Origin of the sequence: Aliidiomarina haloalkalitolerans, from assembly GCF_003987315.1 — a bacterium.
Taxonomy (GTDB): Bacteria; Pseudomonadota; Gammaproteobacteria; order Enterobacterales; family Alteromonadaceae; genus Aliidiomarina; species Aliidiomarina haloalkalitolerans.
Genome location: NZ_PIPI01000001.1, coordinates 504429 through 531089 on the forward strand (window position 1 = coordinate 504429; position 26661 = coordinate 531089).

General features: G+C 48.3%; 23 protein-coding genes. 5 read left to right on the forward strand and 18 right to left on the reverse strand.

All coding sequences use genetic code 11. From position 1 onward, the window contains the following. Positions 1-5: 5 nt before the first annotated feature. From fabD to yceD, 5 genes are all read right to left on the reverse strand, one after another. Positions 6-932 carry an ACP S-malonyltransferase gene (fabD, locus tag CWE06_RS02360; RefSeq protein ID WP_126790795.1) on the reverse strand — a complete coding sequence of 309 codons (927 nt, stop codon included), beginning with the start codon at positions 930-932 and terminating at the stop codon, positions 6-8. 53 nt (positions 933-985) lie between these two features. After that, positions 986-1945: a beta-ketoacyl-ACP synthase III gene (locus CWE06_RS02365; protein WP_126791509.1), complete on the reverse strand. Its 960-nt coding sequence runs from the start codon at positions 1943-1945 to the stop codon at positions 986-988. 93 nt (positions 1946-2038) lie between these two features. Continuing rightward, a complete protein-coding gene (gene plsX / locus CWE06_RS02370; protein WP_126790797.1) occupies positions 2039-3076 on the reverse strand; it encodes a phosphate acyltransferase PlsX in 1038 nt (345 codons plus the stop codon). Positions 3077-3081: 5 nt separating this feature from the next. Further along, positions 3082-3249 (reverse strand): 50S ribosomal protein L32, encoded by a 168-nt coding sequence (gene rpmF, locus CWE06_RS02375; RefSeq protein WP_126790799.1) that lies wholly within the window; start codon positions 3247-3249, stop codon positions 3082-3084. Positions 3250-3270: 21 nt separating this feature from the next. Next, complete coding sequence (gene yceD / locus CWE06_RS02380; RefSeq protein WP_126790801.1) at positions 3271-3789, reverse strand: 23S rRNA accumulation protein YceD; 519 nt, start codon at positions 3787-3789, stop codon at positions 3271-3273. Positions 3790-4086: 297 nt separating this feature from the next. Between yceD and CWE06_RS02385 the strand changes: the two genes are divergently transcribed. After that, positions 4087-4674: a Maf family protein gene (locus CWE06_RS02385; protein WP_126790803.1), complete on the forward strand. Its 588-nt coding sequence runs from the start codon at positions 4087-4089 to the stop codon at positions 4672-4674. Here CWE06_RS02385 and CWE06_RS02390 read toward each other — a convergent pair. Both CWE06_RS02390 and rluC read right to left on the reverse strand, forming a co-directional pair. After that, positions 4645-5325, reverse strand: coding sequence for an HAD family hydrolase (locus tag CWE06_RS02390; RefSeq protein WP_126790805.1), 681 nt, complete (start codon positions 5323-5325; stop codon positions 4645-4647). The two genes, CWE06_RS02385 and CWE06_RS02390, sit on opposite strands and share 30 nt — an antisense overlap. A 61-nt stretch (positions 5326-5386) precedes the next feature. Beyond that, positions 5387-6379: a 23S rRNA pseudouridine(955/2504/2580) synthase RluC gene (gene rluC / locus CWE06_RS02395; protein WP_126790807.1), complete on the reverse strand. Its 993-nt coding sequence runs from the start codon at positions 6377-6379 to the stop codon at positions 5387-5389. A 607-nt stretch (positions 6380-6986) separates the two neighbouring features. Here rluC and rne point away from each other — a divergent pair. Continuing rightward, on the forward strand, positions 6987-10247 hold the full coding sequence (gene rne, locus CWE06_RS02400; protein ID WP_126790809.1) for a ribonuclease E: 3261 nt from the start codon (positions 6987-6989) through the stop codon (positions 10245-10247). Positions 10248-10371: 124 nt separating this feature from the next. Here rne and CWE06_RS02405 read toward each other — a convergent pair whose 3' ends face one another. From CWE06_RS02405 to gyrA, 11 genes are all read right to left on the reverse strand, one after another. Beyond that, positions 10372-10782: a ComEA family DNA-binding protein gene (locus CWE06_RS02405; protein WP_126790811.1), complete on the reverse strand. Its 411-nt coding sequence runs from the start codon at positions 10780-10782 to the stop codon at positions 10372-10374. Positions 10783-10854: 72 nt separating this feature from the next. Further along, positions 10855-11559 carry an orotidine-5'-phosphate decarboxylase gene (gene pyrF / locus CWE06_RS02410; protein WP_126790813.1) on the reverse strand — a complete coding sequence of 235 codons (705 nt, stop codon included), beginning with the start codon at positions 11557-11559 and terminating at the stop codon, positions 10855-10857. Continuing rightward, entirely contained in the window at positions 11560-12717 is a 1158-nt protein-coding gene (gene lapB, locus CWE06_RS02415; protein ID WP_126790815.1) for a lipopolysaccharide assembly protein LapB, read from the reverse strand. 6 nt (positions 12718-12723) lie between these two features. Continuing rightward, positions 12724-12999, reverse strand: a complete 276-nt coding sequence (locus tag CWE06_RS02420; protein ID WP_157981113.1) for a LapA family protein — start codon at positions 12997-12999, stop codon at positions 12724-12726. An 85-nt stretch (positions 13000-13084) separates the two neighbouring features. After that, positions 13085-13375, reverse strand: coding sequence for an integration host factor subunit beta (gene ihfB / locus CWE06_RS02425; RefSeq protein ID WP_126790819.1), 291 nt, complete (start codon positions 13373-13375; stop codon positions 13085-13087). 44 nt (positions 13376-13419) lie between these two features. After that, positions 13420-15093 carry a 30S ribosomal protein S1 gene (rpsA, locus tag CWE06_RS02430; protein ID WP_126790820.1) on the reverse strand — a complete coding sequence of 558 codons (1674 nt, stop codon included), beginning with the start codon at positions 15091-15093 and terminating at the stop codon, positions 13420-13422. A gap of 173 nt (positions 15094-15266) precedes the next feature. Next, positions 15267-15992, reverse strand: a complete 726-nt coding sequence (cmk, locus tag CWE06_RS02435; protein WP_126790822.1) for a (d)CMP kinase — start codon at positions 15990-15992, stop codon at positions 15267-15269. A 212-nt stretch (positions 15993-16204) separates the two neighbouring features. Beyond that, on the reverse strand, positions 16205-17545 hold the full coding sequence (aroA, locus tag CWE06_RS02440; protein WP_420808510.1) for a 3-phosphoshikimate 1-carboxyvinyltransferase: 1341 nt from the start codon (positions 17543-17545) through the stop codon (positions 16205-16207). Then, positions 17542-18642, reverse strand: coding sequence for a histidinol-phosphate transaminase (gene hisC / locus CWE06_RS02445; RefSeq protein WP_126790824.1), 1101 nt, complete (start codon positions 18640-18642; stop codon positions 17542-17544). Before hisC ends, aroA begins: the two co-directional genes overlap by 4 nt. Positions 18643-18674: 32 nt before the next feature. Next, positions 18675-19757 (reverse strand): 3-phosphoserine/phosphohydroxythreonine transaminase, encoded by a 1083-nt coding sequence (gene serC, locus CWE06_RS02450; RefSeq protein ID WP_126791513.1) that lies wholly within the window; start codon positions 19755-19757, stop codon positions 18675-18677. Continuing rightward, entirely contained in the window at positions 19747-22371 is a 2625-nt protein-coding gene (gene gyrA, locus CWE06_RS02455) for a DNA topoisomerase (ATP-hydrolyzing) subunit A (protein WP_126790826.1), read from the reverse strand. Before gyrA ends, serC begins: the two co-directional genes overlap by 11 nt. A 217-nt stretch (positions 22372-22588) precedes the next feature. Here gyrA and ubiG point away from each other — a divergent pair, with 217 nt between their 5' ends. The 3 genes from ubiG (at position 22589) to nrdA (ending at position 26653) form a co-directional block, all read left to right on the forward strand. Further along, positions 22589-23326, forward strand: a complete 738-nt coding sequence (ubiG, locus tag CWE06_RS02460) for a bifunctional 2-polyprenyl-6-hydroxyphenol methylase/3-demethylubiquinol 3-O-methyltransferase UbiG (protein WP_126790828.1) — start codon at positions 22589-22591, stop codon at positions 23324-23326. A 29-nt stretch (positions 23327-23355) separates the two neighbouring features. Beyond that, a complete protein-coding gene (locus CWE06_RS02465; protein WP_126790829.1) occupies positions 23356-24018 on the forward strand; it encodes an HAD family hydrolase in 663 nt (220 codons plus the stop codon). Between the two features lie 295 nt (positions 24019-24313). Continuing rightward, positions 24314-26653, forward strand: coding sequence for a class 1a ribonucleoside-diphosphate reductase subunit alpha (nrdA, locus tag CWE06_RS02470; protein WP_126790831.1), 2340 nt, complete (start codon positions 24314-24316; stop codon positions 26651-26653). The last annotated feature ends 8 nt before the right edge of the window (positions 26654-26661 follow it).

A 26661-nucleotide genomic window follows, 5' to 3' on the forward strand; every position in this document is an offset into this window, starting at 1 on the left:
AATGATTAGACTTGACGAATGCTTTGAACTGACTCGGCGTCGTTCACCGCAATGGCAGTCAAATCGCCGTCAATCCGCTTCGCTAAACCGGTTAGTACTTTCCCCGGTCCAACTTCGTATAAATGGGTCACGCCGCGAGCTTTCATTTCGAGCACTGTTTCGGTCCATCGGACTGGCGAATAAAGCTGAGCAATTAACGCTTCACGCACGGTCTCTGGTGAGGTTGCCTCAGCTACATTGACATTGTGCAAGACCGGAATTTGCGGCAAACGCACTTCGATTTGCCCAAGTGCTGCGGCCAGCTCTTCAGCCGCGGGTAACATTAACGCACAATGCGATGGCACACTAACAGGTAATGGCAGCACGCGTTTCGCACCCGCTTCTTTACAAGCCGCAGCCGCTCGGTCAACGGCGTTCTTCTCGCCGGCAATCACAACCTGCCCCGGCGAATTGTAATTCACTGGCGCGACGATATCGTCCTGCGCCACGGCTTTGCAAGCAGCGGCTACCTTGTCGTCATCGAGGCCAATCACTGCAGCCATCGAGCCTAAACCCGCTGGCACCGCTTCTTGCATGGCTTTACCACGCAGTTCAACTAATTGAATGGCATCGGCGAAGTCAATTGCTCCAGCACAGACCAATGCTGAATATTCACCTAATGAGTGGCCAGCCATGATGGCAGGTGCCGGACCGTCAGCCAAACAACGCCAAATTGCGACACTTGCCGCTAACAACGCGGGTTGGGTCACTTCGGTCGAGTTTAAACGACCTTCTGGGTCGAACTGGACGACATCCCATAAGTCGTAGCCCAAAACTTCTGAAGCTTCTGCGAAGGTTGCTTCAACTTGTGGAAATTGCTCTGCGAGGTCAGCAAGCATACCCACAGCTTGCGAACCTTGGCCGGGAAATACAAAAGCAACGTGTTGACTCATCGTCTTCTCTCTCTATCTGATACGGTGTAGGCGGCCTGTTGGCAAACGGCAAATTAATAACGAATGAGCGCCGAGCCCCATGCAAAACCACCACCAAATGCTTCTAATAATAATGTTTGCCCACGCTGAATGCGACCATCGCGAATGGCCCAGTCTAAGGCAATCGGTACAGACGCTGCCGATGTATTGCCGGTTTCTGCAAGCGTCATCACCACTTGTTCTAACGGTAAACCTAACTTTTTTGCTGTCGCTTGAATAATTCGAAAATTTGCCTGATGTGGAATTAACCAGTCTAGTTCAGCCGCACTCATTTGATGATGAGATAAGGTATCTTCAACCAAACTCGCTAGTTTTTCCACTGCGACTTTAAAAACTTCGCGGCCACGCATATACAACCATGCTTCCTGCTGCAGTGCGCTATCATCTCGGCTCGGGTGATCGGCACCTAATAATGATGCAAATTCACCCGCACTGTAAATGTGCGTCGACAATATGCCCGGCTCATTGGCAGCGGACAAGACCGCAGCGCCTGCGCCGTCACCAAATAACACAATGGTATTACGGTCGTCAGGACGACACATGCGCGACAGTGTATCACTACCGACCACAAGCACATGCTTCGCTGCGCCGCTGACAATATATTTCTCTGCCACTGAAAGTGCAAAAATAAAACCAGAGCAAGCAGCCGCCACATCGAATGCTGGCGTATCGGTAATACCTAATGCGTGCTGTACTTCACAAGCCGCACTTGGGAACGCTCGGTCTGCTGATGTTGTCGCGAGCACAATGAGATCAAGGTCTTGGGCAGCAATGCCGGCAGCTTGAATGGCTTCTTTTGCAGCGGCAGTCGCCATTGTCACCACTGACTCGTCCGGCCCAGCAATGTGACGATTTTGAATGCCCGTGCGCTCTCGTATCCAGCTGTCAGACGTATCGACACGCTGTTCGAGTTCTGCGTTTGTAAGAATTTGGCTCGGCAGAAAATGTCCGGTGCCACTGATGCGTGCAAACAGTTGTTGTACAGATTGCGGTGTTGTATTGGCAGATTGCCGAACCGACATAATCACCCTCTCGTACCGACTCTCCCGGCACGAACTGGCGGGAGGTTAGCTTTGTTCGCTGAGAACAGCTTCAACCTGAGCTTGAATGCGCTCAGGCAATTGAATTTGTGCTTCTTTGATCGCGTGTGTAATTGCGCTATAAAATGCGTTGGCACTCGCGTTGCCATGGCTCTTTACCACAACTCCGCGCAATCCTATCAGACTTGCACCGTTATACTGGTCGGGGTTCAGCCATTGCCACGACTTTCGTTGACGTTTAACCAACAACCAGGCTAATGCTTTGCTCAGCCAATGATCTTTCATACTCGCTTGAAAGTGGTCAAACACCAGCTTGGCCATACCCTCACAGCTTTTTAGCGCGATATTGCCAGTAAAGCCATCGCAAACAACAACATCTGCTTTACCAGTAAAGAGGTCAGAGCCTTCGATAAACCCGCGATAATTTATGCTTGGCGACTGCGCTAACAATAATCCCGCTTGTTTCACCACATCGGGACCTTTGATTTCTTCTGTGCCCATATTCAGTAACGCCACCTTGGGCTCACTGACGCCGACCATTTCTTTCGCAAGTACGGTTCCCATGACGCCAAATTGAAACAACGTTTCAGCATCACAAACTGGATTTGCGCCCAAATCGAGAAGAAACCCTTGCGAACCACCAGCGGTTGGAATCGGTGCGACCAGTGCAGGACGAATAACGCCTGGCAATGTCTTGATATGAAGATAAGCCATAGCCATTAACGCACCAGTATTGCCGGCACTCACGCAGGCATCCGCTTTGCCTTCGGCAACGTAATCAATAGCAACGCGCATGGAAGAATCTTGTTTCTTGCGCAAACACTCACCAGGCTTATCGTCCATATGAACAATCTGGGTAGTATGATGAATAGTGAGGCGAGTTAAATCGAGGTTTTTATTAACTTTACTTTCCCGCGCAAAGAGAGCTTTGAGACGCGGTTCATCGCCAGTGACAATAAAATTGACATCTGGAAACGACTGCAGCGCTCGGGCGAGCGCTGCAACAACGATGGAGGGACCACGGTCCCCGCCCATCGCATCGATAACAAGGGTTAGATTGGCCATACGCCTTAAGCGATGACTTTCTTACCTTTGTAGTAACCGTCAGCGGTTACGTGGTGACGCAGATGAGTTTCACCGCTAGTCTGATCTACAGACAATGCAGCACCACTCAACGCATCGTGTGAACGACGCATACCACGCTTAGAACGGGTTTTGCGGTTTTTTTGTACAGCCATTTGACTCGTCTCCTGAATCGTTTATTTCTTAAGCTTTTGTAACACAGCAAATGGGTTTGGTTTTTCTGCATCAGCAGGCAAATCGCCCCAACTCATTGCGTCACTCTTAATCGTACAGTCCTGCTCAGTATGCTTTGCCACAATGGGCAATGCTAAGAGCAGTTCGTCTTCAACTAAGGGATGAAGTAAAACCTCCCCTAGTTCATTTAATTCGACTGCTTCGTAATGCTCCGGCATATCTTCTGCGGTGACCCGCTTAGTTACCGGCGCATACTGAAACTCTGTCTCTAGTTGCCAAGGCATGGCACTGCCACAGCGTTGACAAACTAGCTCGACGTTAGCTTTCGCTTGACCACGAAAATAGTGAATCTTTTGCTCATCTGTATCGAATGTTAGCGTGACCTCTACATCGGTACAGGGTGATGCCAGCACTTCATTGAAACGAGGTAAGTTCTGTCCTGGAATAACTCCGTCAAAAGACAGCCGCTTACCTGAGTTTCGTACCGGATCAACCGAAAGCGGTATACGAACCTTTTGCATAGCGCGCGAATGATAATAGTTGATAAACCGATAGTCAAAGAAAATTGCGTGCTAAGCCGCTGTTTTCTTGAAAAACAGTCAACTTTTAAAGCGAGCTAGCAATTTCCACCCTTATAAAGGCGGCATTCTAACATAACATCTCGCAGCTGTCTGTTCCCTTCCTAAGGAAAAACCAAGAAATGATAGTGATGTTCGATACTCTTCCAGTTAAGAGTCTGGCAAAATAAATAGTGGTACGAGATTTTCGCAGTGAAGCGCTTGTTTAACGGCGTCGCTGTATTGCATTAGGAGTTAACTATGTCGCAGGTTCTACCTTTAGTATTAGCCAGCAGTTCAATTTATCGACGTGAGCTCCTGACTAAATTCGGTATCTCTTTTGTCACAGACTCACCAAATATCGACGAGTTGCGCCTTCCTAATGAGCAACCCACTGACCTAGTGAAACGCTTAGCGATAGAAAAAGCGCAAGCTCTAAGGCAGAAATATCCACACCATTTAATTATCGGCTCCGATCAAGTCGCTGTTTGTCGCAACACCGTGTTAGGTAAACCACACACACGCAGTAACGCCATAGCGCAACTCGAAAAAAGCAGTGGCGAAACGGTTACCTTTTTAACCGGACTGTGTTTACTCAATAGTGCAACCGGTGAATACCAAGCAGTCGTCGAGCCATTTAACGTTGAGTTTCGTCATTTGAGTCGCGCCGAAATTGAACGCTACGTTGACCAAGAGCAACCGTTTAACTGTGCTGGAAGCTTCAAAAGTGAAGGTTTTGGTATCACCCTCTTCGCCCGGCTCAGCGGCGATGACCCCAATAGCCTCGTCGGGCTGCCACTCATTCGCCTAGCGGAGATGTTACGCGGTCACGGTTTGCAACTGCCTTAATAACTGCGGTAATTCCTCAATATGATCGATAATGCCGTGTGGCTGTTCCTGCGATAATCGCGGCGCATCGTGAACGCCCCAAGTAATGCCCGCTGCCGGCATACCCGCATTGCGCGCCATTTGTAAGTCGTAGCAGGAGTCGCCCACCATTATCGCATTCGCCTTATTAATGCCGGTTTGCTGAAGAATTTCTTCAAGCATCTGTGGCGCAGGTTTACTGGCCGCTTCATCGGCACAGCGTGAGCTTGTGAAAAAACTCGCGGTATCGGTTTCGTGCCATGCTCGGTCTAACCCTGCTCGGGCTTTTCCCGTCGCGACGGCCAGTACAAAGTTCTCAGCCTTAAGTTCCGCGAGAACCTCGCGAACACCTGGGAATAATGGTGAGGGGGTGACGTCTTTGTGAACATATAGGTCGCGATACACGGCAATGAGTTTTGCTTGTTCGTCACTGTCGTAACAATCAAATAAGCGCTCAAGTGCAACCCATAAACTTAAGCCAATAATATCACGCACAGCGCTTTCACTCGGTACTGCTAGGCCCGTTTGTTGCGCCATTTTTTGCATGCAAGATACAATGCGCGGAACAGAATCCATTAAGGTGCCGTCCCAGTCAAATACCACTAGTTTTGTATCGTTGAGGCTTTTTATCATTAATATTTTCTCATTGCGTGATTACAATTATTAATTAATTGAAAGCGCCCTAAGGCGACTTTTATACGCCTTTGCGTAACCGCTCAATCACTGCTTGCAGCTGATCATCGAGGGGAGCAAAAAAGCGCATGGGTTCGCCACTTTTCGGATGTTGGATGGTTAAACTTTCGGCATGCAAAAATAAGCGGTGCAACCCTACCACTTGCAATTGTTCATCAAACCCACGAATACCATATTTGGTGTCCCCGGCGATTGGATGACCAACGCATTGCGTGTGCACACGAATTTGATGGGTACGGCCGGTAATCGGCGACGCTTCAACTAATGTGGCGCTGATTGCGCTCTGCGGAAAACGCTCTCGTACTTTAAACCGAGTTAACGACGCTTTTCCGCTGTCGTTAACACGTACAACCCGCTCACCCGATTGTAAGGTGTTCTTTAGTAGTGGCGAATCGACGGCTTTTATTTTCCCTGGCCAACTACCATAAACCAGTGCAACGTAATTTTTTTCCATTTGCTTGTCGCGTAGTTGCTCGTGCAAGGACCGCAGTGCTGAACGTTTTTTAGCGACCATTAATACGCCCGATGTATCGCGGTCAAGGCGATGCACAAGCTCAAGAAACTTAGCCTGTGGTCGCAGCGCACGAAGCCCCTCAATCAGGCCGAAACTTAAACCTGAGCCACCATGCACGGCTAAACCCGCTGGCTTGTTCACCACCAACATGACGTCATCTTCGAAGAGAATGCACTGTTCCAGACTAGCAATTTTATCTAGTTTTGGGTTCGGTAACTCTTGTTTCGGTGCTGTACGGACTGGAGGAATACGTATTTCATCACCAGCAACCAGCTTTTGATCCGGTTTACAGCGCTTTTTATTGACGCGCACTTCACCCTTGCGAACAATCCGATAGATCATGCTCTTCGGCACACCTTTTAATTGCGCAAGTAAGAAGTTATCTAGACGCTGGCCTGCTTCGTCGGCATCAACAGTATGCCAACGTACACCCGGATTCGTCGATTGTTCTGCCGGAGCGGCGGAATTTGAGCTGGTCATGTCGTTATTTCGTTCCTTTAATTGCCTATCGCAGGCAACAGAAAAATTCCGAGGAATTGTACCACGGAGAAAAACCTGGCGCAGTATATACAGAGATCGACCAGCAAACGGCTATCACGGCATATTTGTTGCTTGTCAGCGGCCTGTGTTAATGCGACAATACGCTGTCAGATTTTCTAATCTGTACAGTTTTTCTCGATGAATTTTCTCGAAAAACACAACACTGATACGCAGTGAACGCCTGTTTCGGCAGTTAAGAAATTTATTGTTACACGTAACTAAATATAGAGTTGTTTGACGTTTTTGGTCACCTGTTGATACGTAAATCCGTACGTACAGCAGCACAGAAATTTGTGCGTTTAGTGGCCTCTCAAACGACCTAATTAGCCAGCAACCTGGCGCAGATACGGGTAACCTCGCGGTTCAGATTCTGGCCGCGTTAAAGATAAACAGAAGTCATACAAATAGCATAGAGACCGCTTACCCAAAAAGCGCGCACCAGCAAAACATATACGGTGCCGGTAAGTCCTTTAGCAACGGAACAGAACCGTCTCCGGCGGTACAGTGTTGTGATTTCGTACCCTTTAAAAAGTATGAGTCACACAATATGAAAAGAATGCTAATTAATGCCACGCAGCAAGAAGAGTTGCGTGTCGCGTTGGTCGACGGCCAACGCCTATACGATTTAGATATTGAAAGCCCAGGTCACGAACAAAAAAAATCCAACATCTACAAAGGTAAAATCACCCGCGTAGAGCCAAGCCTCGAAGCCGCTTTTGTCGATTATGGCGCTGAACGCCATGGCTTCTTACCTCTCAAAGAAATTGCCCGTACCTACTTCCCTGACGGTTATAGTTTTAAAGGTCGCCCAAACATTAAAGACGTCATTTCTGAAGGTCAGGAAGTGATTGTCCAAGTCGATAAAGAAGAGCGTGGACAAAAAGGCGCAGCACTTACAACCTTCATTTCTTTGGCCGGTAGCTACTTAGTATTAATGCCAAACAATCCGCGCGCAGGTGGTATTTCACGGCGTATTGAAGGTGACGAACGTTCAGAGCTGAAAGACGCCCTGTCAACGCTTGAAGTACCTGATGGTATGGGTTTAATCGTGCGTACTGCGGGAGTGGGTAAATCTGCGGAAGAACTTGCTTGGGACTTAAATGTTCTGCTTCACCATTGGCAAGCGATCGAGCAAGCTTCAGCAACACGTCCCGCACCATTTTTAGTGCACCAAGAGTCGAATGTTATTTTCCGTGCAATCCGGGATTATTTACGCCGCGATATCGGTGAAATTCTCATTGATGACGCGACGATTTACGACCAAGCACGTGAGCACATCAAAATCGTTCGTCCTGACTTTATGAACCGGGTTAAGCTCTATCAAGGCGAAATCCCGCTATTCAGTCATTATCAAATTGAAAGCCAAATCGAGTCTGCGTTTCAACGTGAAGTCCGGTTGCCTTCAGGTGGTTCCATCGTTATTGATCCAACCGAAGCATTAACCTCCATTGATATCAACTCGGCGAAGGCAACGAAAGGCGGTGACATTGAAGAAACTGCCCTGCAAACCAACTTAGAAGCAGCCGACGAAATCGCTCGTCAATTGCGGTTACGTGACGTCGGTGGCCTGATTGTCATTGACTTTATTGACATGACGCCACCAAAACACCAACGCGAAGTTGAAAATCGTTTACGCGACGCACTGAAGCAAGATCGTGCGCGCGTGCAAACCGCTCGTATTTCTCGCTTCGGTTTATTAGAGATGAGCCGTCAACGCTTGCGCCCTTCCCTTGGCGAATCGTCAAACCAGGTTTGTCCGCGCTGTGATGGTCAAGGCACAATTCGTGGCGACGAATCGTTAGCCCTGTCGGTACTGCGTCTAATTGAAGAAGAAGCGCTTAAAGACAACACGGCGCAAGTCAATGCACAGGTACCAGTTACCGTTGCAACCTATTTGTTAAACGAAAAGCGCTCGGCATTACGTGTCATCGAAGAGCGTAATAAAGTGAATATCTTGGTCATTCCAAATCAGCATTTGGAAACGCCACATTTTGACGTTGCCCGTATTCGCAAAGACGAAATCACTGACGTTCAAAGCTATAAACTATTACAAGCAGCTGAGATTAAAGAAATTGAATTCTCAGCGCCACGTGAAAAAGCAGCCGACGAACCGGCACTTAAAACACTCGTTGCACCAGTACCGCCGGCACCAACACCGCAGCCAGCTGTCGTCAAGAGTGCCGATAAAGCATCTGAAATCGGTTTATTCGGTCGCTTTGCAGCTTGGTTAAAAGGTATTTTCACGAGTGACGACGATAGCCAAGAAAAAGATCAGAAAGCAAACCAGTCGAAGTCAGGTGATCGTAACCAACGTGGTGGTCAGCGTAGCGATCAGCGTCGCAATAACAATCGTCGCCGCAACAATAATCAAGGTCGTGGCCGCAATGGTGGCCGTAATAACGACCGCAATGACAATACCAATAACCGAGATAAGCAAGACGTTAGCGCTGAAGAGGTAAACACCTCTAAAGCTCCAGCGAGTGCTGGCACTGAGCAGCAGGACAAGACAGCTAAAGGTTCTGAGAACCGTCGTCGTAACCGTCGTCGGAAGTCTGCTGGTGGCAATAAGAAAGATTCCACAACGCAAGCACCACAAGAGCAGAATCAGGCTCAGAGTCAGCATGACGACAACGAACTGAAAATGCTGAAACAGCGTCGTGAGCGCCGTCAACTTGAAGGTAGCGTGCGCACCACTGGTGCTGCTGCAAAAGCTGCAACGCCGGTTCAAGATAAAGAAGCAGCTCAGCAACAATCAGCAGAAGCAACTGCGGAAGAACGAGCGAAACAAGATGCTCAAGCTCGAACTGACGAAGAAGCTGTGCAGCAAGTAAGTTCTCAGCAAACTCCAGAGCAGCAAGACGCAGAGGCAAGCGTCAGCGCTGAAACAACTGAGACAGCTGCAGAAGCAAACGAAACGAATGGCAAAGCGCCGCGCCGTCGTTCGCGTCGGAAGCCAAATAAAGCGAAAACAGAAGTTGCTGATAACGCAGACGTTGCTGACCAAGCCGCAGCAACTGCAACCTCTGCAAACGAAACCAACGCAACTGCAACCGACAGTCAAACTGACGATTCGGTCGCTGAAGATGAAAGTAAAGAAGCTGTGAAAAGCGAGAAAGCTGCACCTGTAGACAAAGACGACGCAGTTGCAGGGGCATCTTCGCAGGAGAATGCTGAAGTATCTGCTGCTGAACAAGCAGAAACGGCAGCAACCGAGCAAGCAACAGACGAGTCTGCGAGCGAACAAACTGGTAAGCCGCTTGAAGTAGCTGCAGATGAGCCTGCAAACGCCTCTGCTGTACAGGGTTCACCTGAACAGGTTGAGCCTGAACAAGCAGCTAAGGAAGAAGTTGAAACCGCCTCTCAAGCCGCGAGTGAAACTGCAACGCAAGCCGAAGTTCCAGCTGCAGCAGCGGACGTGAAAGCAGACACAGAAGTGAAAGCTAAAGCTGATGCCAAAACTGACGAAGCAACGGAACAGGCAGCAGAAGCTCCATTAGAAGCCGACGCTGCAGAGGAAGCGACGGCTGAAGTTAATGATAACGCTGAAGCAGCAGTCGCCCAGACCGAAGAGGCAACAGCGAAGCCAGCTAAAACTGTGCCGCCAAGCCGATCGAAAATAACCGTTCGGAAAGCGACAGCCCAAGCGCCAATGACGAAAGCTAGCGCAGTTGCGAGCTCTGAAGGTTCGGCACTAAACGCCCTTGCAAATGACAGCCGTATTGTGGTTAATCATACTGGTCGCTATTCAGGTGTGACTGCAGCGCAAAATCGCGTTCAAGCTGAAGCAGCTCGGTGTCAAGTTAGCTAAAACTAACGAAACACATAAGTTAGAAAATGAATAGCCAGGCAAATGCCTGGCTATTTTTTTGCACGTTTCTTAGCGGAATTGAAACTCCTAAGCAGCAAACACCAGCCGCTAACGATAACCGACGTTAAAGTTCCATCTTCTCGCGGTTGTCGTTGATGACTTTCATGCCGAGGCCACGCACCATGAGCAATTGCTCCACATCGCTAAAGCCACCGAGCTCTTCGCGTAACGCAACAATAGCTTCGGCACGCGCTTTGCCCACCCCGCGCAACGCAGCTGCGAGTTCAACCGCACTCGCTGTATTGATGTTGATTTTGACGACTTTCGTTTCGCCATTCACCTCGCCTGGCGTTGTTTCGCTCAGAATAGATTGCTGGCCTTCCATCGATTGAAGATAAGAAGCATAACCTTGCGGTGCGTTTTGCTCGTCTACTAGCATTGAAGCGTGAGCCGCTGTTACTGAAGTCATCAATAACGCGGATAACACAAGCTGTGCGGTTCGAGTTTGACGCCATTTAGATAGTTTAGTTTTCATCACATATTCCCTCTTATGAATTCACTGTCGTCCTGACAGCGAATTCAGTATCGATGAGTCAGTGAAGAAATGCTAGTGCGCAAGGCTGCTGATTTCGTCAGCTATGGCTGAAAGAGTGGCGACTGGATTTTTGCTTTCGCGAATTGGTCGGCCCATGACGAGGTAATCGACACCAGCAGCTACCGCTTGCTGTGGTGTCATGATGCGTTGTTGGTCGTGCGTCGCACTGCCCGCGGGGCGAATTCCGGGGGTGACGAGAATAAAGTCGCGCCCTACTTCAGTTTTAATTAACTCAGCCTCTTGTGCCGAACAGACCACACCATCGAGACCGCATTGAGCCGACAACTTGGCCAAGGCAAGAACATGCTCTTGTAATGGCCGCTGGACACCGAGTTGTTTTAATTCCTCGGCACTCATGCTGGTGAGCACTGTCACCGCAATTAACAGCGGTGCTTTCTCACCGTACGGCTCTATCGCTGCACGTGCAGCTTTCAGCATCGCTTCGCCGCCGCTAGCGTGCACATTCACCATCCAAACCCCAAGTTCGGCTGCCGCAGCGACTGCTTTCGCCACTGTATTCGGAATATCGTGGAATTTTAAATCGAGGAATACTTCAAAATTACGAGCGTGAATTGCGGCGATTAAGTCTGGACCACCAGCGGTAAAAAGCTCTTTGCCGACTTTGACACGACACTGTTGTGGGTCCAAGGTATCAATAAACTTTAGAGCTTCATTTGGCTGAGCAAAATCGAGAGCAACAACAATACGCTTATTCATCTATTCTCCATCTAATCCACGAGTAGGTTTAATCGAACCCCAAGTTTTACAACTTGGACAATGCCAATACAAAGTCTGTCCTGAAAAACCACAATGGCGACAACGATATCGCGAACGTTGTTTCAATTGTTCACTCACCATATCGCCCAATAATTTTAAACTATCGCGCGCACGCCCTTCGTCAGCAGAAACAACATGGAAACGAATCAGTTTATGGAAAGCTTTCATCGTTGGGTTCTTCTGTAACGCCGCCAACATAAACTGTTCGGCTGCTGCTAAGTCATTCCTTTTGGCAATAATGTCCGCCAACATGACGACTGCGGTTGCGCACGGGTGACTTAAAACAATGTCGTGGAGTACAGCAGTAAAGCCTTGTTCGTCATCGGCTTGGCTATACGCTTCTTGCAGTAATGGCAGCACTTCTGGAATAAAGTCAGGAGACTTCTCAGTAACCGGTAACAAGTAGTCGATAGCACGTTGTGCTTTACTGTGTCCGAGCCACCAGCGGGCTAAGGCCAACCGTGCTCTGACACACATATCATCATGTTTCAGCGCTTTTTGATAATGTTTTAGAGTGAGTGCTGGATCGTCTTGTAAGTCGGCTAACTCACAATAGAATTGCGCAATCGTTGCTTCGATTTGTTTATCTTTGCGACGCAATTTTAGGGCAACGCGAATCGCTTTATCCCATTCATGGGTGGCTTCATAAAGTGCAAGCAAGCTCATTAAGCTTTCATTTTGGTAATTTGAATGCTCTTGTAACTCAGAGAACATCTGTTCAGCACGATCATATAAACCCGCGGACAAATAATCTTGACCCAGTTCATACATGGCATGCTGACGCTCTTGCTCCGAAAGTGCAGGCCGCGAAATTAAATTCTGATGGATGCGAATTGCCCGCTCTACTTCGCCGCGGCGCCGGAACAATTTCCCGAGCGTCCAATGGGTTTCGATGGTTTCACTATCAATGTCGAGCATATCGATAAACAAATCGACGGCTTTGTCACTTTGCTCAGATAGCAACAGGTTTATGCCCGTCACATAATTCTTGGAGAATTCTTCTTGTTCTTTGCGCTGTTCAACGCGAACGCTATTGCGGCCCATGAACCAACCATAGGCTGCCGCAATTGGTAATAAGAGGAACAGCAACTCAAGCATAAAAAACTAGGAATCCTTATTAGTATTTGCTTTGATTTCCTTAATCAGCAATCTTTTTAACCGTTTGATTTGCCATTTTAAACGGATGTAGCCAAATAAATTCGTCAGCAACCCAAGCGCGAAACCAATCACCAGCACCATGGCCAGTACCATCGCAAGCGAAGTTTGTTGAGTAACGAACAGCCAATCGACTGTGACCGGCGTCGCATTATGCTTACCGAGCATAAACGACAATAACAGCAGAATTATAATCGGAATGAGGCTAAGTATCAGACGTACCATAAGTTTTCCCTTGCCTGACGCAGAAAAATAAAAAGGCATGCCATTATAGCATGCCTTTTTTTAAAAGTTCGGCTTCTGCAAAGCGTTACCCGTTTGCTGCTTCGTTAACCCGCTCACGCAACGCTTTCCCAGGTTTGAAATGAGGGACATATTTGCCTCCCAACTCAACCTGCTCGCCGGTTTTCGGGTTACGGCCGACTCGTGGTTTCCTAAAGTGTAGTGAAAAACTACCAAAACCTCGAATTTCGATCCGGTCTCCAGCAGCTAAAGAGTGAACCATGACTTCGAGAATCTCTCGAACGCCACGCTCAACGTCTTTAGGTTGCAGCTCTGGCTGCTTATTTATCAGTTTTTCAATCAGTTCCGACTTGGTCATTACAGATTCCTTACTCTGATAGCAAACAGCCAGTTTTGACAATCTTAATCGTCAGTCTTTGCTGCTTTAAATGCTTCTGCCATTGCGTTGTTGAACGCGTTGTCGTCAGCATTGTTTACGCTTTCCAGTGCAGCTTTCTCTTCAGCTTCGTCTTTCGCTTTGATTGACAGGCTGATTACACGGTTCTTACGATCGATGCCCATATAACGAGCTTCAATGTCATCACCTGCTTTCAACACAGTCGAAGCGTCTTCGATGCGCTCACGAGAAATGTCTGATGCACGGACGTAGCCTTCTACACCTTCACCTAAGCTCACAGTTGCGCCTTTCGCGTCAACTTCAGTGATACTACCTTTAACAATAGCACCCTTCTTGTGAGCTGCAAGGAAGTTGTTTACTGGATCTTCAGAAATTTGCTTGATACCCAGTGAGATACGCTCACGCTCTGCGTCAACTTGCAGAACAACAGCTTCAACTTCTTCGCCTTTCTTGAAGTCACGTACGGCTTCTTCGCCAGCAGCGTTCCAAGAAATATCAGACAAGTGAACAAGACCATCGATGTTGCCATCAAGACCGATAAAGATACCGAAGTCAGTGATTGACTTGATCTTACCGCTAACTTTGTCACCTTTCTGGTGGCTCTTCGCGAACTCTTCCCATGGGTTAGGCTTACACTGCTTGATACCCAAAGAAATACGACGACGTTCTTCGTCGATTTCAAGAACCATAACTTCAACAACGTCGTCTAAGTTAACGATCTTAGATGGGTGAACGTTTTTGTTCGTCCAATCCATTTCAGAAACGTGAACCAGACCTTCAACGCCTTCTTCTAACTCAACGAAACAACCGTAGTCAGTTAAGTTGGTTACACGGCCAGTCAAAGTTGAGCTTTCTGGGTAACGGTTAGCAATGTCGCTCCATGGATCTTCGCCTAACTGCTTCAGGCCTAAAGATACACGAGTGCGATCACGATCGAACTTCAACACTTTACAGTTGATTTCGTCGCCAACATTCACGATTTCACTTGGGTGCTTAACGCGCTTCCAAGCCATGTCGGTAATGTGTAACAGACCGTCTACACCGCCTAAGTCTACGAATGCACCGTAGTCAGTCAGGTTCTTAACGATACCTTTAACTTCTTGGCCTTCTTGTAGGTTCTCAAGCAGCTCATCACGCTCTGCACTGTTCTCTTTCTCGATAACTGCACGACGAGAAACAACAACGTTATTACGTTTCTGGTCAAGCTTGATAACTTTGAACTCAAGGTCACGGTTTTCAAGGTGGGCAGTATCACGGATTGGACGCACGTCTACCAATGAACCTGGTAAGAAAGCACGAACACCGTTCAGGTCGACTGTGAAGCCGCCTTTGACTTTACCGCTGATCACACCGATCACTGTTTCTTCGTTTTCGTGTGCAGCTTCAAGCTGCAACCACGCTTCAAAGCGCTTCGCTTTTTCACGAGACAGGATGGTTTCACCGAAGCCGTCTTCTACCGCATCAAGTGCTACTTCAACAGTGTCACCGATAGCGATTTCCAACTTACCTTCAGAGTTAAAGAACTGCTCTGCAGGGATGGCGCTTTCAGATTTCAGGCCGGCGTCAACCAGAACAAGGTCTTTCTCGATAGCAACAACGGTGCCTTTAACGATAGAACCAGGACGGGTTTCGATTTCTTTGAGGCTTTCCTCAAACAGCTGGGCAAAATTTTCAGTCATAAGTTTAATTAACTTCGCTTAATGGACATCCACCAGAATTCCTTCTCGGCGGGGTTGTTTAACTTTATCGGTACATTCCAGTGCGCCGACCCTTGAAATACGTGCTTTGCACGCCACTTCAAAATTTTCTAACGCTATTTTTTCTGCTGAGACATGCGTCGCAATGTCTGCTGCTAAGCTGGGTTAGACAGCTTGCTATGAGCGAACTGCAGGATTTCTTGCAGAACCTCATCGATGCTCATGTCTGTTGAATCTAGAATGAGCGAACCCTCCGCAGGCTTCAATGGCGCTACAGAGCGGTTGGTATCTTGATCGTCGCGAGCTTTAATTTCGTCGATCAAGCTGTTCATATTAGCATCAAAGCCCTTTTCCTGCAATTGCAGAAAGCGGCGCTGGGCACGTTCTTCAGGGCTCGCGGTTAAAAATATTTTTGCTTCGGCGTCAGGAAAAACAACCGTTCCCATATCGCGCCCGTCAGCAACTAAGCCAGGGAGCTCTCGAAATGCCCGCTGACGGCGTAACAAGGCTTCACGAACGCGCGGAAGCGCAGCAATTTTCGACGCTTGCATACCCACTTCTTCAGTGCGAATGGTCAGTGTAATATCTTCACCTTCAAGAATGACGTGTGTTAAGTCAGTCTCTTCGTTTGCAACAAATTCGACATCGAGATCAGTTGCTAATGCAATTAAACTTTCTTCGTCTTCTGGCCCAAAATCGTGGTGAGCTGCCGCAATTGCAAGCACACGATAAATTGCGCCACTGTCGAGTAAATGCCAACCAAGTTTTTCCGACAGCAAACGGCTGACGGTTCCTTTGCCTGACCCACTCGGACCATCAATGGTAATGACTGGCGCGATGACAGGCTTTGTCACTGTGTTGGTTGGTTCAATATCGGACATGTCGACCTCTTTAACTGCAACATCGAGCTTTAAACCCCATGTTTGAAAACCAATCTCGGATTCAGTTCCAGCATACACCGAGACTTTTGCCCCACCTACCGCTACTTTTGTAAGCCATAGCGGAAGTACTGGATAAAATCCAAGGCGCGAAAATTATACGGATTTTTGGCGAAATTGCACCTTCTATCGTACTTCCACGCAAAATCTCCAGTTTATGGATTTTGCGGTAAGCGACACAAAGCTAGAAAGTCTTGGAAAAAATGCGGATATGTTTTTCGGCAACAGTCTGGATCTAAAATAGTCACGCCTGCCGGTGTAAATGCGAGCAAAGCAAAGCACATGGCCATGCGGTGATCATCGTAGGTAGCGATTTCAGCGTGCTGAATTTCTAACGGTGGTGTGATGATAATGGCATCTTCGAGTTCTGTAATTTCAGCGCCTACTTTCTGCAACTCAGTTGCCATAGCATGCAAGCGGTCCGTTTCTTTTAAACGCCAGTTATAAATATTGCGAATTGCCGTCGGCCCTTTAGCAAACAACGCTGTTGTTGCGATGGTCATGGCGGCATCGGGGATTTCATTAAGGTCGAAATCACCACCTCGCAATGGCTGGACACCTCGGCTCACAGCAATGGAACGGGGCTGATAATCAACTTCGGCTCCCATTTGCGCTAACACCTTGGCGAACTCTTTATCCCCTTGCAAGCTTTCCGTGCCGACCCCGTGAACGGTAATCGTACCACCGGCAATTGCTGCTGCAGCAAGGAAATAAGAAGCAGATGAGGCGTCACCTTCAATCCAATACTGTTGCGGACTGCGATAGACTTGGCCACCAGCAATGACAAAACGATGCGGTTCCGGCCATTCGACCTGCGCACCAAAGTGACGCATCATGGCAACCGTCAAAGCAATATACGGCGCTGATACGATTGTGCCAGTTAAAACAACTTCGCTGCGCTGCGGCAATAAGGGTAAAACCATTAATAGTGCGGAAATAAACTGGCTGGACAAACTGCCGTCAATACGAACTTGCCCACCGGTTAGCGCGCGACCGTGGATCTGTAATGGCGGATAGCCATCCTGCTCAGGGTAGTCAATTTCCGCACCTAACTGCCGCAGAGCGTCGATTAATGGTCCAATTGGGCGCTCATGCATGCGTGGTTCACCATGCAAGAGAAACTCACCCTGGCTGGCTGCTAACGCTGCTGTTAAAGGGCGCATTGCCGTTCCAGCATTACCAAGAAAGAGTGCCAATGGTTGCTCATTCGACGTCGTTGGTGCATTAAATAGCCCACCACCACCGACCACGACTGTTTCAGTGCGCGCGCCACCTTCTTGAGTACTAACTCGATCGATGACCTCGATACCTAAAGCCCGCAGCGCTGCCCGCATGTGCTGGGTATCGTTACTATCGAGCATGTTTTCAAGTACAGTCGTACCCTCGGCTAACGCCGAAAGTAATAAAGCTCGATTAGCAATGCTTTTCGAGCCAGGGAGGAAGACTTCGCCCTGGCAACCAGAGCGATAATCCAAAGTTAAAGCGTTTTTCGTCAAAGCAAGGTTTCCATTGCTGCACAGAACTTGGCGTTTTCTTCTGGTAAGCCGATGCTCACGCGTAGATGATTTGGCAATTCATAGCCAGCTATTGGACGGACAATCACGCCCTGCTGCAATAACTGTTGATAGATTTCAGCCGCCTTAGGGCCAACTTCGATGGTGACGAAGTTGCCGTGTGAAGGGATATACGGTAGTCCATGCGCATCACAAAACGTAGTGATTTGAGCCATACCTTCGGCATTCAGTTGCACAGAACGCTGAATGAAGTCGTCATCTTGCAACGCTGCAAGTGCTGCAGTTAGCGCGAGTTCATTCATATTGAATGGTTGGCGAATGCGATTCATTAGGTCTGCAACTTGTGGATGCGAAACTGCATACCCTGCGCGTAAGCCGGCCAAACCATAGGCCTTTGAGAATGTCCGCGTAACTACTAGGTTCGGGTAATCTTCAATCCACTGCAACGACGGTGCGCGATCACGCTCAGGAACGTACTCGTAATACGCTTCATCCAGTACCACCAACACATGACGAGGAACTTTGGCAATAAAGTCCTGTAGCTCTGCGGTCGTTAAGAATGTACCCGTTGGGTTGTTCGGGTTAGCAACAAAAATCATCCGCGTTTTTGGCGTAATAGCGGCCAACATGGCATCGAGATCGTGACCATAGTTTTTCGCTGGTACCGCTACTGGTTTTGCGCCGATTGCTTTAGTAACGAGTGGATAAACCACGAAAGCGTGCTGAGCGAAGATGACTTCGTGCTCTGCAGTGACGTACGTGCGTGCAAGCAGTTCAAGGACGTCGTTGGAACCATTGCCTAAGGTGATTTGGTTCATCGCAATACCGAATTTATCGGCTAACGCTTGTTTCAAGTAAAAGCCATTGGCATCTGGGTAGCGTGCAAGGCTGGAAATCTTTTGCGTGAGCGCTTCACGAACCAAATGACTGATACCAAGTGGGTTCTCGTTGGAGGCTAACTTCACAATATTCTGAATCCCTAGTTCGCGCTCAACTTCTTCAATCGGTTTACCTGCTTGATATGGCTGCAACTGACGAATTCCTGGCAATGCTAGGCTTGCCGCATCAAAATCTTGCATAACTTCCTCTATTTATTCTGTGGTTATCGTTATTATGAATATTGCTTCTCAAATCGAGTCATGAAGTCAACTAAGGCTTGGGCGCCAGCAAAAGGCATCGCGTTATACATACTGGCACGCATACCGCCAACAAAGCGGTGCCCCTTCAGTGACATGAGTCCTTCCGCTTCGGCTTCGCGCAAAAAGACTGCATCGAGCGCGTCGTCGCGTAATTGAAATGGCACATTCATGCGAGAACGGTTGGCAATGGCGACGGTGTTTCGGTAAAAGCTTGAGTTATCAATACATTCGTATAACAACGCTGCTTTACGCTGATTCAGATCAGCCATTGCTTCTACACCACCTTCCGCCTTCAACCACTTGAATACTTCAGCGGCGAGATACCATGCAAAGGTATTTGGCGTGTTGTACATCGACTTATCTGCAGCTTGCACTTTATAGTTCATCACAGTGCAAACTTTGTCTTGGCAGGTTTCTGCTATCAGGTCGTTACGCACGATAACAACAGCAAAGCCTGATGGGCCGATATTCTTCTGTGCACCCGCATAAATCAAACCAAATTGGCTAACGTCGATGGGCTCCGCAAGAATAATCGAGGACATATCTGCAACCACCGGTACGCTAACATCGGGTACCGTATGTAATGCGATGCCATCAACGGTTTCGTTTGGGCAATAATGCAAATAAGCGGCATTTTCACTGAGTTGCCAATCGCTCACTTGCGGAATAGCTTTACCCGCTGCGGTTTCGGTTACTTTCGCAACCACATTAACCTGCTGCACGTATTTAGCTGCTTCGCGAATGGCAAATTGTGACCAGATCCCCGAGTCGAGATAATCAACGGTTGCGTCGGGTTTGGCGAGGTTTTGTGGGACGGCAGAAAATTGTCCGCGCCCACCGCCATGCATGAATAAAACCGTGTAATTATCAGGAATGGACATTAAGTCGCGTAAGTCTTGTTCGGCTTCTTCAGTCATCCGCACGTAAATGGGATCGCGGTGGCTAATTTCCATCACTGAAATACCAAGACCTTGCCAATCACAGAGTTCTTTTTGTGCTTTCTTTAGAACTGGGGCCGGCAACATCGCCGGCCCCGCAGAGAAGTTAAACTTCATCACCTGACTCTCCAGCTGCAGGAGACTCTTCACCCTCACTGCCGCCTTCTGCTAACAACTCATCATCGAGCTCAAGCTCTTCTTCAATTTCTGCAATTCGCGCCATACCGACCACGAATTCTTGGTCGCCCGTGCGAATTAAAGTCACGCCTTGAGTATTACGACCAACTTGTGAGACTTCGTCGACACGCGTTCTTACCAAGGTTCCCCGGTTGCTGATCAGCATTAAGTGCTCACCTGGCACAACTTCCGCTGCACCAACAACGGCACCGTTGCGCTCGGACACTTTAATCGACACAACGCCCATAGTCGCCCGGCTCTTTGCTGGGTAGTCTGCTAACGGCGTGCGCTTACCATAACCATTTTCAGTCACGGTTAAGATCGCACTTTCTTGGCTGCGCGGAACAATCAGCGATACAATTTTTTGACCTTCGCTAATTTTCATACCGCGAACACCCGTTGCTGTACGACCCATCGAACGAACTTGATCTTCGCTGAATCGAACCACTTTACCGGCGTCAGAGAACAACAGAATTTCGCTTTGACCATTCGTCATGTCAACGCCGATCAGCTCGTCGCCTTCATTCAGGTTCAATGCAATAATCCCGCTAGTACGTGGCCGTGAGTATTCCACCAATGGTGTCTTCTTAATGGTGCCTTTGCGGGTTGCCATGACAACGAACCGATCTTCGTCAAAATTCGCGACCGGAAGAATGGCGGTAATGCGCTCATTTTCTTCCAGCGGCAATAAGTTCACGATTGGTTTGCCGCGCGCTGCACGACTCGCATACGGCAACTGGTAGGTTTTCATCCAGTACACACGGCCACGACTTGAGAAACAAAGAATCATGTCATGGGTATTGGCTACCAGCAGACGCTCAATGAAGTCTTCGTCTTTCATTTTCGTTGCTGCTTTGCCTTTACCACCACGTTTTTGCGCTTCGTATTCTTTCAACGACTGATACTTCACATAGCCTTGGTGCGACAAGGTCACGACGACGTCTTCTTGTTCGATCAGATCTTCCATGTTGATATCGTGGCTAGCGGCAGTGATTTCAGTACGACGCTCGTCGCCGAACTCCGCTTTGACTTGCTCTAACTCTTCACGAATCACTTCCATAAGCCGCTCCGTACTACCCAAAATATGTAGTAATTCGGCAATTGCTTCGAGCAATGATTTGTATTCGTCGAGAATTTTTTCGTGTTCTAAACCAGTTAACTTATGCAAGCGCAAGTCAAGGATGGCTTGTGCTTGGACTTCAGTTAAGTGGTAGCTTGAACCAACGACACCAAAGCCGGTTTCGACCCAATCTGGGCGTGCAGCATCGACCCCTGCCCGTTCAAGCATGACCGCAACATCGCCAAGCTGCCAGGCTTGCGCAATTAGTTGCGCTTTCGCTTCGGCTGGTGACGGAGAGGCCTTGATAAGGTCAATAATTTGATCAATATTCGCCAGTGCAATCGCCAAACCTTCGAGGGTATGCGCACGCTCACGCGCTTTGCGTAACTCGTATACCGTCCGACGCGTCACTACTTCACGGCGATGGGTAATGAAGCACTCGAGCATTTCCCGCAAGGTAAATAACTTCGGCTGACCTTTATCTAGCGCAACCATGTTGAAGCCGTAAGCTACTTGCATTTGGGTGTTCTGGTATAAGTGATTCAGCATCACTTCGCCCGATTCGCCACGCTTCAGCTCGATAACAATACGCATACCGTCTTTATCCGACTCGTCGCGTAATGCACTGATACCTTCTATTCGCTTCTCTTTTACCAGGTCCGCAATTTTTTCAATCAGTTTTGCTTTGTTCACCTGGTAAGGGATTTCATGCACGATAATGGTGTCGCGACCGTTATTTTCATCGGTAATGACGTCGGCACGTGCACGAATATAAATTTTGCCCCGCCCTGTTCGGTAGGCGTCAATAATACCTTGACGACCAGACACAATCGCTGCAGTTGGGAAGTCAGGGCCCGGAATATGCTCCATGAGCTCTTCTAACTGAATATCCGGGTTGTCGACCATGGCTAAACAGCCATTGATGACTTCAGTCAGGTTATGCGGTGGGATATTGGTCGCCATACCAACAGCGATACCCGAAGAACCATTGGCAAGAAGGTTCGGAATGCGCGTTGGTAAGACTTCAGGAATCTGTTCAGTACCGTCGTAGTTGGGTACAAAATCAACGGTTTCCTTGTCGAGATCGGCAAGTAATTGATGGGAGATCTTTGCCATCCGAACTTCGGTGTAACGCATTGCTGCTGCAGAGTCACCATCGACCGAACCAAAGTTACCTTGGCCGTCAGCAAGCATATAACGCAGCGAAAATGGCTGTGCCATCCGAACAATTGTGTTGTACACGGCTAAGTCACCATGGGGGTGATATTTACCGATGACGTCACCAACAACCCGAGCTGATTTTTTGTATGGTTTATTAAAGTCGTTACCGAGCACATTCATCGCAAACAAAACACGACGGTGAACCGGCTTCAGACCATCTCTCACGTCCGGTAATGCCCGGCCAATGATAACGCTCATGGCATAATCAAGGTAGGAATTCTTTAGCTCATCCTCGATATTGATGGGCATGACTTCTTTGGCAAGATCACTCATATTTTTTCCCTAACTAGTACTCTTAGTATCGTTATAATTTTCGAGTCAATCGTCTTACTTTAATAACCGAGCAGCATACCACAGGGTTCTGCCGTTGACGACTCCTGCCAGCGCTCAATTTAGAGGATTTTTGTGCTGATTTCGTAAAGACTAGCCTGTACGCAGAGGTTTCGGTAAACTCTGCGGCAATACAGACAAGATAGCCTAGGAATTCAATATGCAGGACAACGCTAAAGGCGCCGCATTCAACAACGTCGACCCAGCAGAAATCGAGAAGTTTAACGCCATGGCTTCGCGTTGGTGGGACCCAGAAGGCGACTTTCGTCCGCTACACCAAATCAACCCACTACGTGTTCAATTTATTGACCAATACGGGCTCGGGTTTGCCGGTCGTAAAGTTGTCGATATCGGTTGCGGCGGCGGCTTATTGAGTGAAGCAATGGCACGTGCTGGTGCGCAAGTCACAGGGATTGATATGAGTCCCGACGCCCTCAGCGTCGCGCGCTTGCATGCACTTGAATCCGAACTAATCATCGATTACCAACAAGTCACTGCCGAGGAGTTCGCCAGTCGTCATGCGGGACAATACGATATTGTCACTTGTTTAGAAATGCTCGAGCACGTGCCTGACCCTGCAGCTGTCATTGCCGCTTGTGCAGAACTGGTGAAGCCGGGTGGACGAGTCGTTTTTGCAACTTTAAATCGCACACTAAAAGCAAAATTACTCGGTGTTTACATGGCTGAGTATGTGCTGCGTTGGGTACCGCAAGGAACTCACGATGCGAATAAATTCATTCGCCCATCTGAGCTCATGAACATGGCTGAACAAGCTGGCTTAACCAGCATCGCGGCCACTGGTATTCATTTTAACCCGTTGCTGAATCAATTTTTCTTAAGTGACCGTAACCTTGACGTTAACTATCTTGTTGCATGCGAGAAGCCAGCTGAAGGCTAAGCCTTGGTAGCGAAGTCTGGGAGCAGTAGATGACGAAACTAGCAGTATTATTTGACCTTGACGGAACCCTACTCGACACTGCGCCGGACCTTGGCGCTGCGCTGAATTGTGTTTTACAGGACTATGGTCTGAGAGCATTACCCTTAAGTGATACACGCCCGTATGCTTCACATGGCTCTACTGGGCTTTTAAAGTTTGGCTTTGGCGAGCAATTTAGTCTAGCCAGTCCCATGCAACAACAACGATGGCGTCAGCAATTTCTTGATTACTACGAAGCCCGCATTTGTGAACAAACCCAACTATTTGCCGGTGTCAGTGAACTCCTTGCGAATCTTCATGCGCGTCATCTCGCAATTGGTATCGTCACTAACAAACCAACGCGTTATACCGACTTGGTGCTGCAAAGCTTTCCAGAGCTAGCCAAACTCGGCAGCGTGGTCTGTGGTGACACTCTGGCGGTCAACAAGCCCGACCCTGCGCCGCTGCACTTAGCTGCTGAACAACTGCAAGTGCCAAGCTCGCAGTGTATCTATGTTGGTGATGCGGAGCGCGATATTATTGCCGGGCGCAATGCTGGCATGGAAACTGTTCTTGCTCGCTATGGTTACATTCGCTGCGAAGAACAACCCGAAAACTGGCAGGCTGATTATGACATTCACGCACCGTTAGAATTACTGAAGATATTGGCGTAATTTTCAACGAGTTGTTTATCTGTTTTGTTATATATTCCAAAAGCCGTTTACAACATTTTTTATAAGTATAAAAAATTCTTAAGTGCTTGACTCGGCGCAAACACGCGCCAGTCGTACAGGCACAGAAAAATCAAGTCATTTCCGTGGCAAGAAATTAAATTTCCTACTTGATCAATTGCCATTCCATGACTAGCATAGCGGTCATCAACGCAACACTATATATTGTGTAAAAATCCCCCACTGATGAATATCAGACACAATATATAGTGATAAGAACAACTACTGCGAGGGACCCATGAGCCAGTCAATTTTTGTCACTAAACGCGATGGCAATCGCGAACCGCTTGATTTAGATAAGATTCACCGTGTCGTTAGTTGGGCGGCTGAAGGTCTGTCAAATGTCTCTGTTTCAGAAGTTGAGTTAAAAGCCCGAATTCAGTTTTATGACGGCATTAAAACAGCGGATATCCATGAGACCATGATTCGCTCTGCCGCAGATTTAATTAGCGAAGACGCGCCTGACTATCAGTACCTCGCAGCTCGCCTTGCTATTTTCCATCTGCGCAAGAAAGCGTATGGCCAATTCGAGCCTCCGCACTTGTACGATCACGTCACCAAGTTAGTCGAAGGTAAGCGCTATGACGAACACTTGCTGGCCGACTACAGCAAAGAAGAATTCGAAGAACTTAACAGTTACCTCGATCACAGTCGCGATCTGAACTTCTCCTATGCGGCCGTGAAACAGCTCGAAGGTAAGTATCTGGTACAAAACCGGGTTTCCGGTGACGTCTATGAAAGCGCGCAGTTTCTCTACATTTTGGTTGCGGCTTGTTTGTTTGCAAACTACCCGAAAGCAACACGTTTAGATTACGTACGTCGTTTTTACGATGCCACGTCGACATTCAAAATTTCCTTACCAACACCGATTATGTCTGGAGTGAGAACGCCCACTCGCCAGTTTAGTTCGTGTGTCCTGATTGAATGTGGTGATAGCCTCGACTCAATTAACGCCACCGCAAGTGCTATCGTGAAGTATGTTTCCCAGCGCGCTGGTATTGGTATCAATGCTGGACGAATTCGTGCGCTTGGAAGCCCCATTCGCAATGGCGAAGCGTTCCATACCGGCTGTATCCCGTTTTTCAAGTATTTCCAAACCGCTGTAAAAAGCTGTTCACAAGGCGGTGTACGAGGTGGTGCTGCTACCCTCTTCTATCCAATTTGGCATTTAGAAGTTGAATCACTGCTCGTATTAAAGAACAACCGTGGCGTTGAAGAGAACCGCGTTCGTCACCTCGACTACGGTATTCAGTTTAATCGAACCATGTACCAACGTTTGGTCAAAGACCAACACATTACACTGTTCAGTCCGTCTGATGTTCCAGGTCTGTACGACGCATTTTTTGCCGACCAAGATGAATTCGAGCGTTTGTACAACCAGTACGAAGCGGATGATTCGATTCGTAAGAAGCGCATTAAAGCGATTGAGCTGTTCAGTTTGTTCATGCAAGAACGCGCGAGTACTGGCCGTATTTATGTTCAGAACGTTGACCATACCAATACGCACAGTCCGTTTGACCCGAAAGTTGCACCAATCCGTCAAAGTAACTTGTGCTTAGAGATTGCATTACCGACTAAGCCACTACAACACATCAATGACGAAGAAGGTGAGATTGCACTGTGTACATTGTCTGCTTTTAACCTCGGTTCATTAGAGTCGCTTGACGATTTCGAAGAATGGGCAGACTTAGCCGTGCGTGCGCTTGATAGCCTACTCGATTATCAAGACTACCCCGTACCAGCCGCGCGAAATGCCTCATTAGCTAGACGTACCCTAGGTATTGGTGTCATTAACTTTGCCTACTACCTCGCCAAGAATGGTGTGCGTTACTCAGACGGCAGTGCGAATGGCCTTGTCCATCGTACGTTTGAAGCCATGCAATACTACTTGATGAAAGCGTCAAACGAACTGGCGAAAGAGAAAGGCGCTTGTCCGAAGTTTAATGAGACCACGTACGCCCAAGGCATCATGCCAATCGACACCTACAAGAAAGACCTTGACGCCGTCTGTGCAGAGCCATTGCATTACGACTGGGACAGTTTACGTGCCTCGATCAAGCAATACGGTTTGCGTAACTCGACCTTATCGGCACTGATGCCGTCAGAAACCTCATCACAGATTTCTAACGCCACCAACGGTATTGAGCCACCTCGTGGCCATGTTAGCGTGAAATCGTCGAAAGACGGTGTTATGAAACAGGTGGTTCCAGAGTTTGAGCGCTTACGCGACCAATATGAACTATTGTGGTCAATCCCAAGTAATAAAGGCTATCTGGAACTGGTTGGTATCATGCAGAAGTTCATTGACCAAACTATTTCTGCGAATACAAACTACGATCCGTCTCGTTTTGAAAGCGGCAAAGTGCCAATGAAGCAGCTGTTACAAGACTTGTTGTATGCCTACAAGTTGGGCGTTAAGACCTTGTATTACCACAACACCCGCGACGGTGCTTCGGATAGTCAAACCGACATGCCCGCTGAACTGCGCAAGAAGCTCGCAGAAAAAGAAGCTATGCAAGCGGTCACTGCGGTTATCGAAGAAGACGACGACTGCGCCGGTGGCGCTTGTAAAATCTGAGGAACATC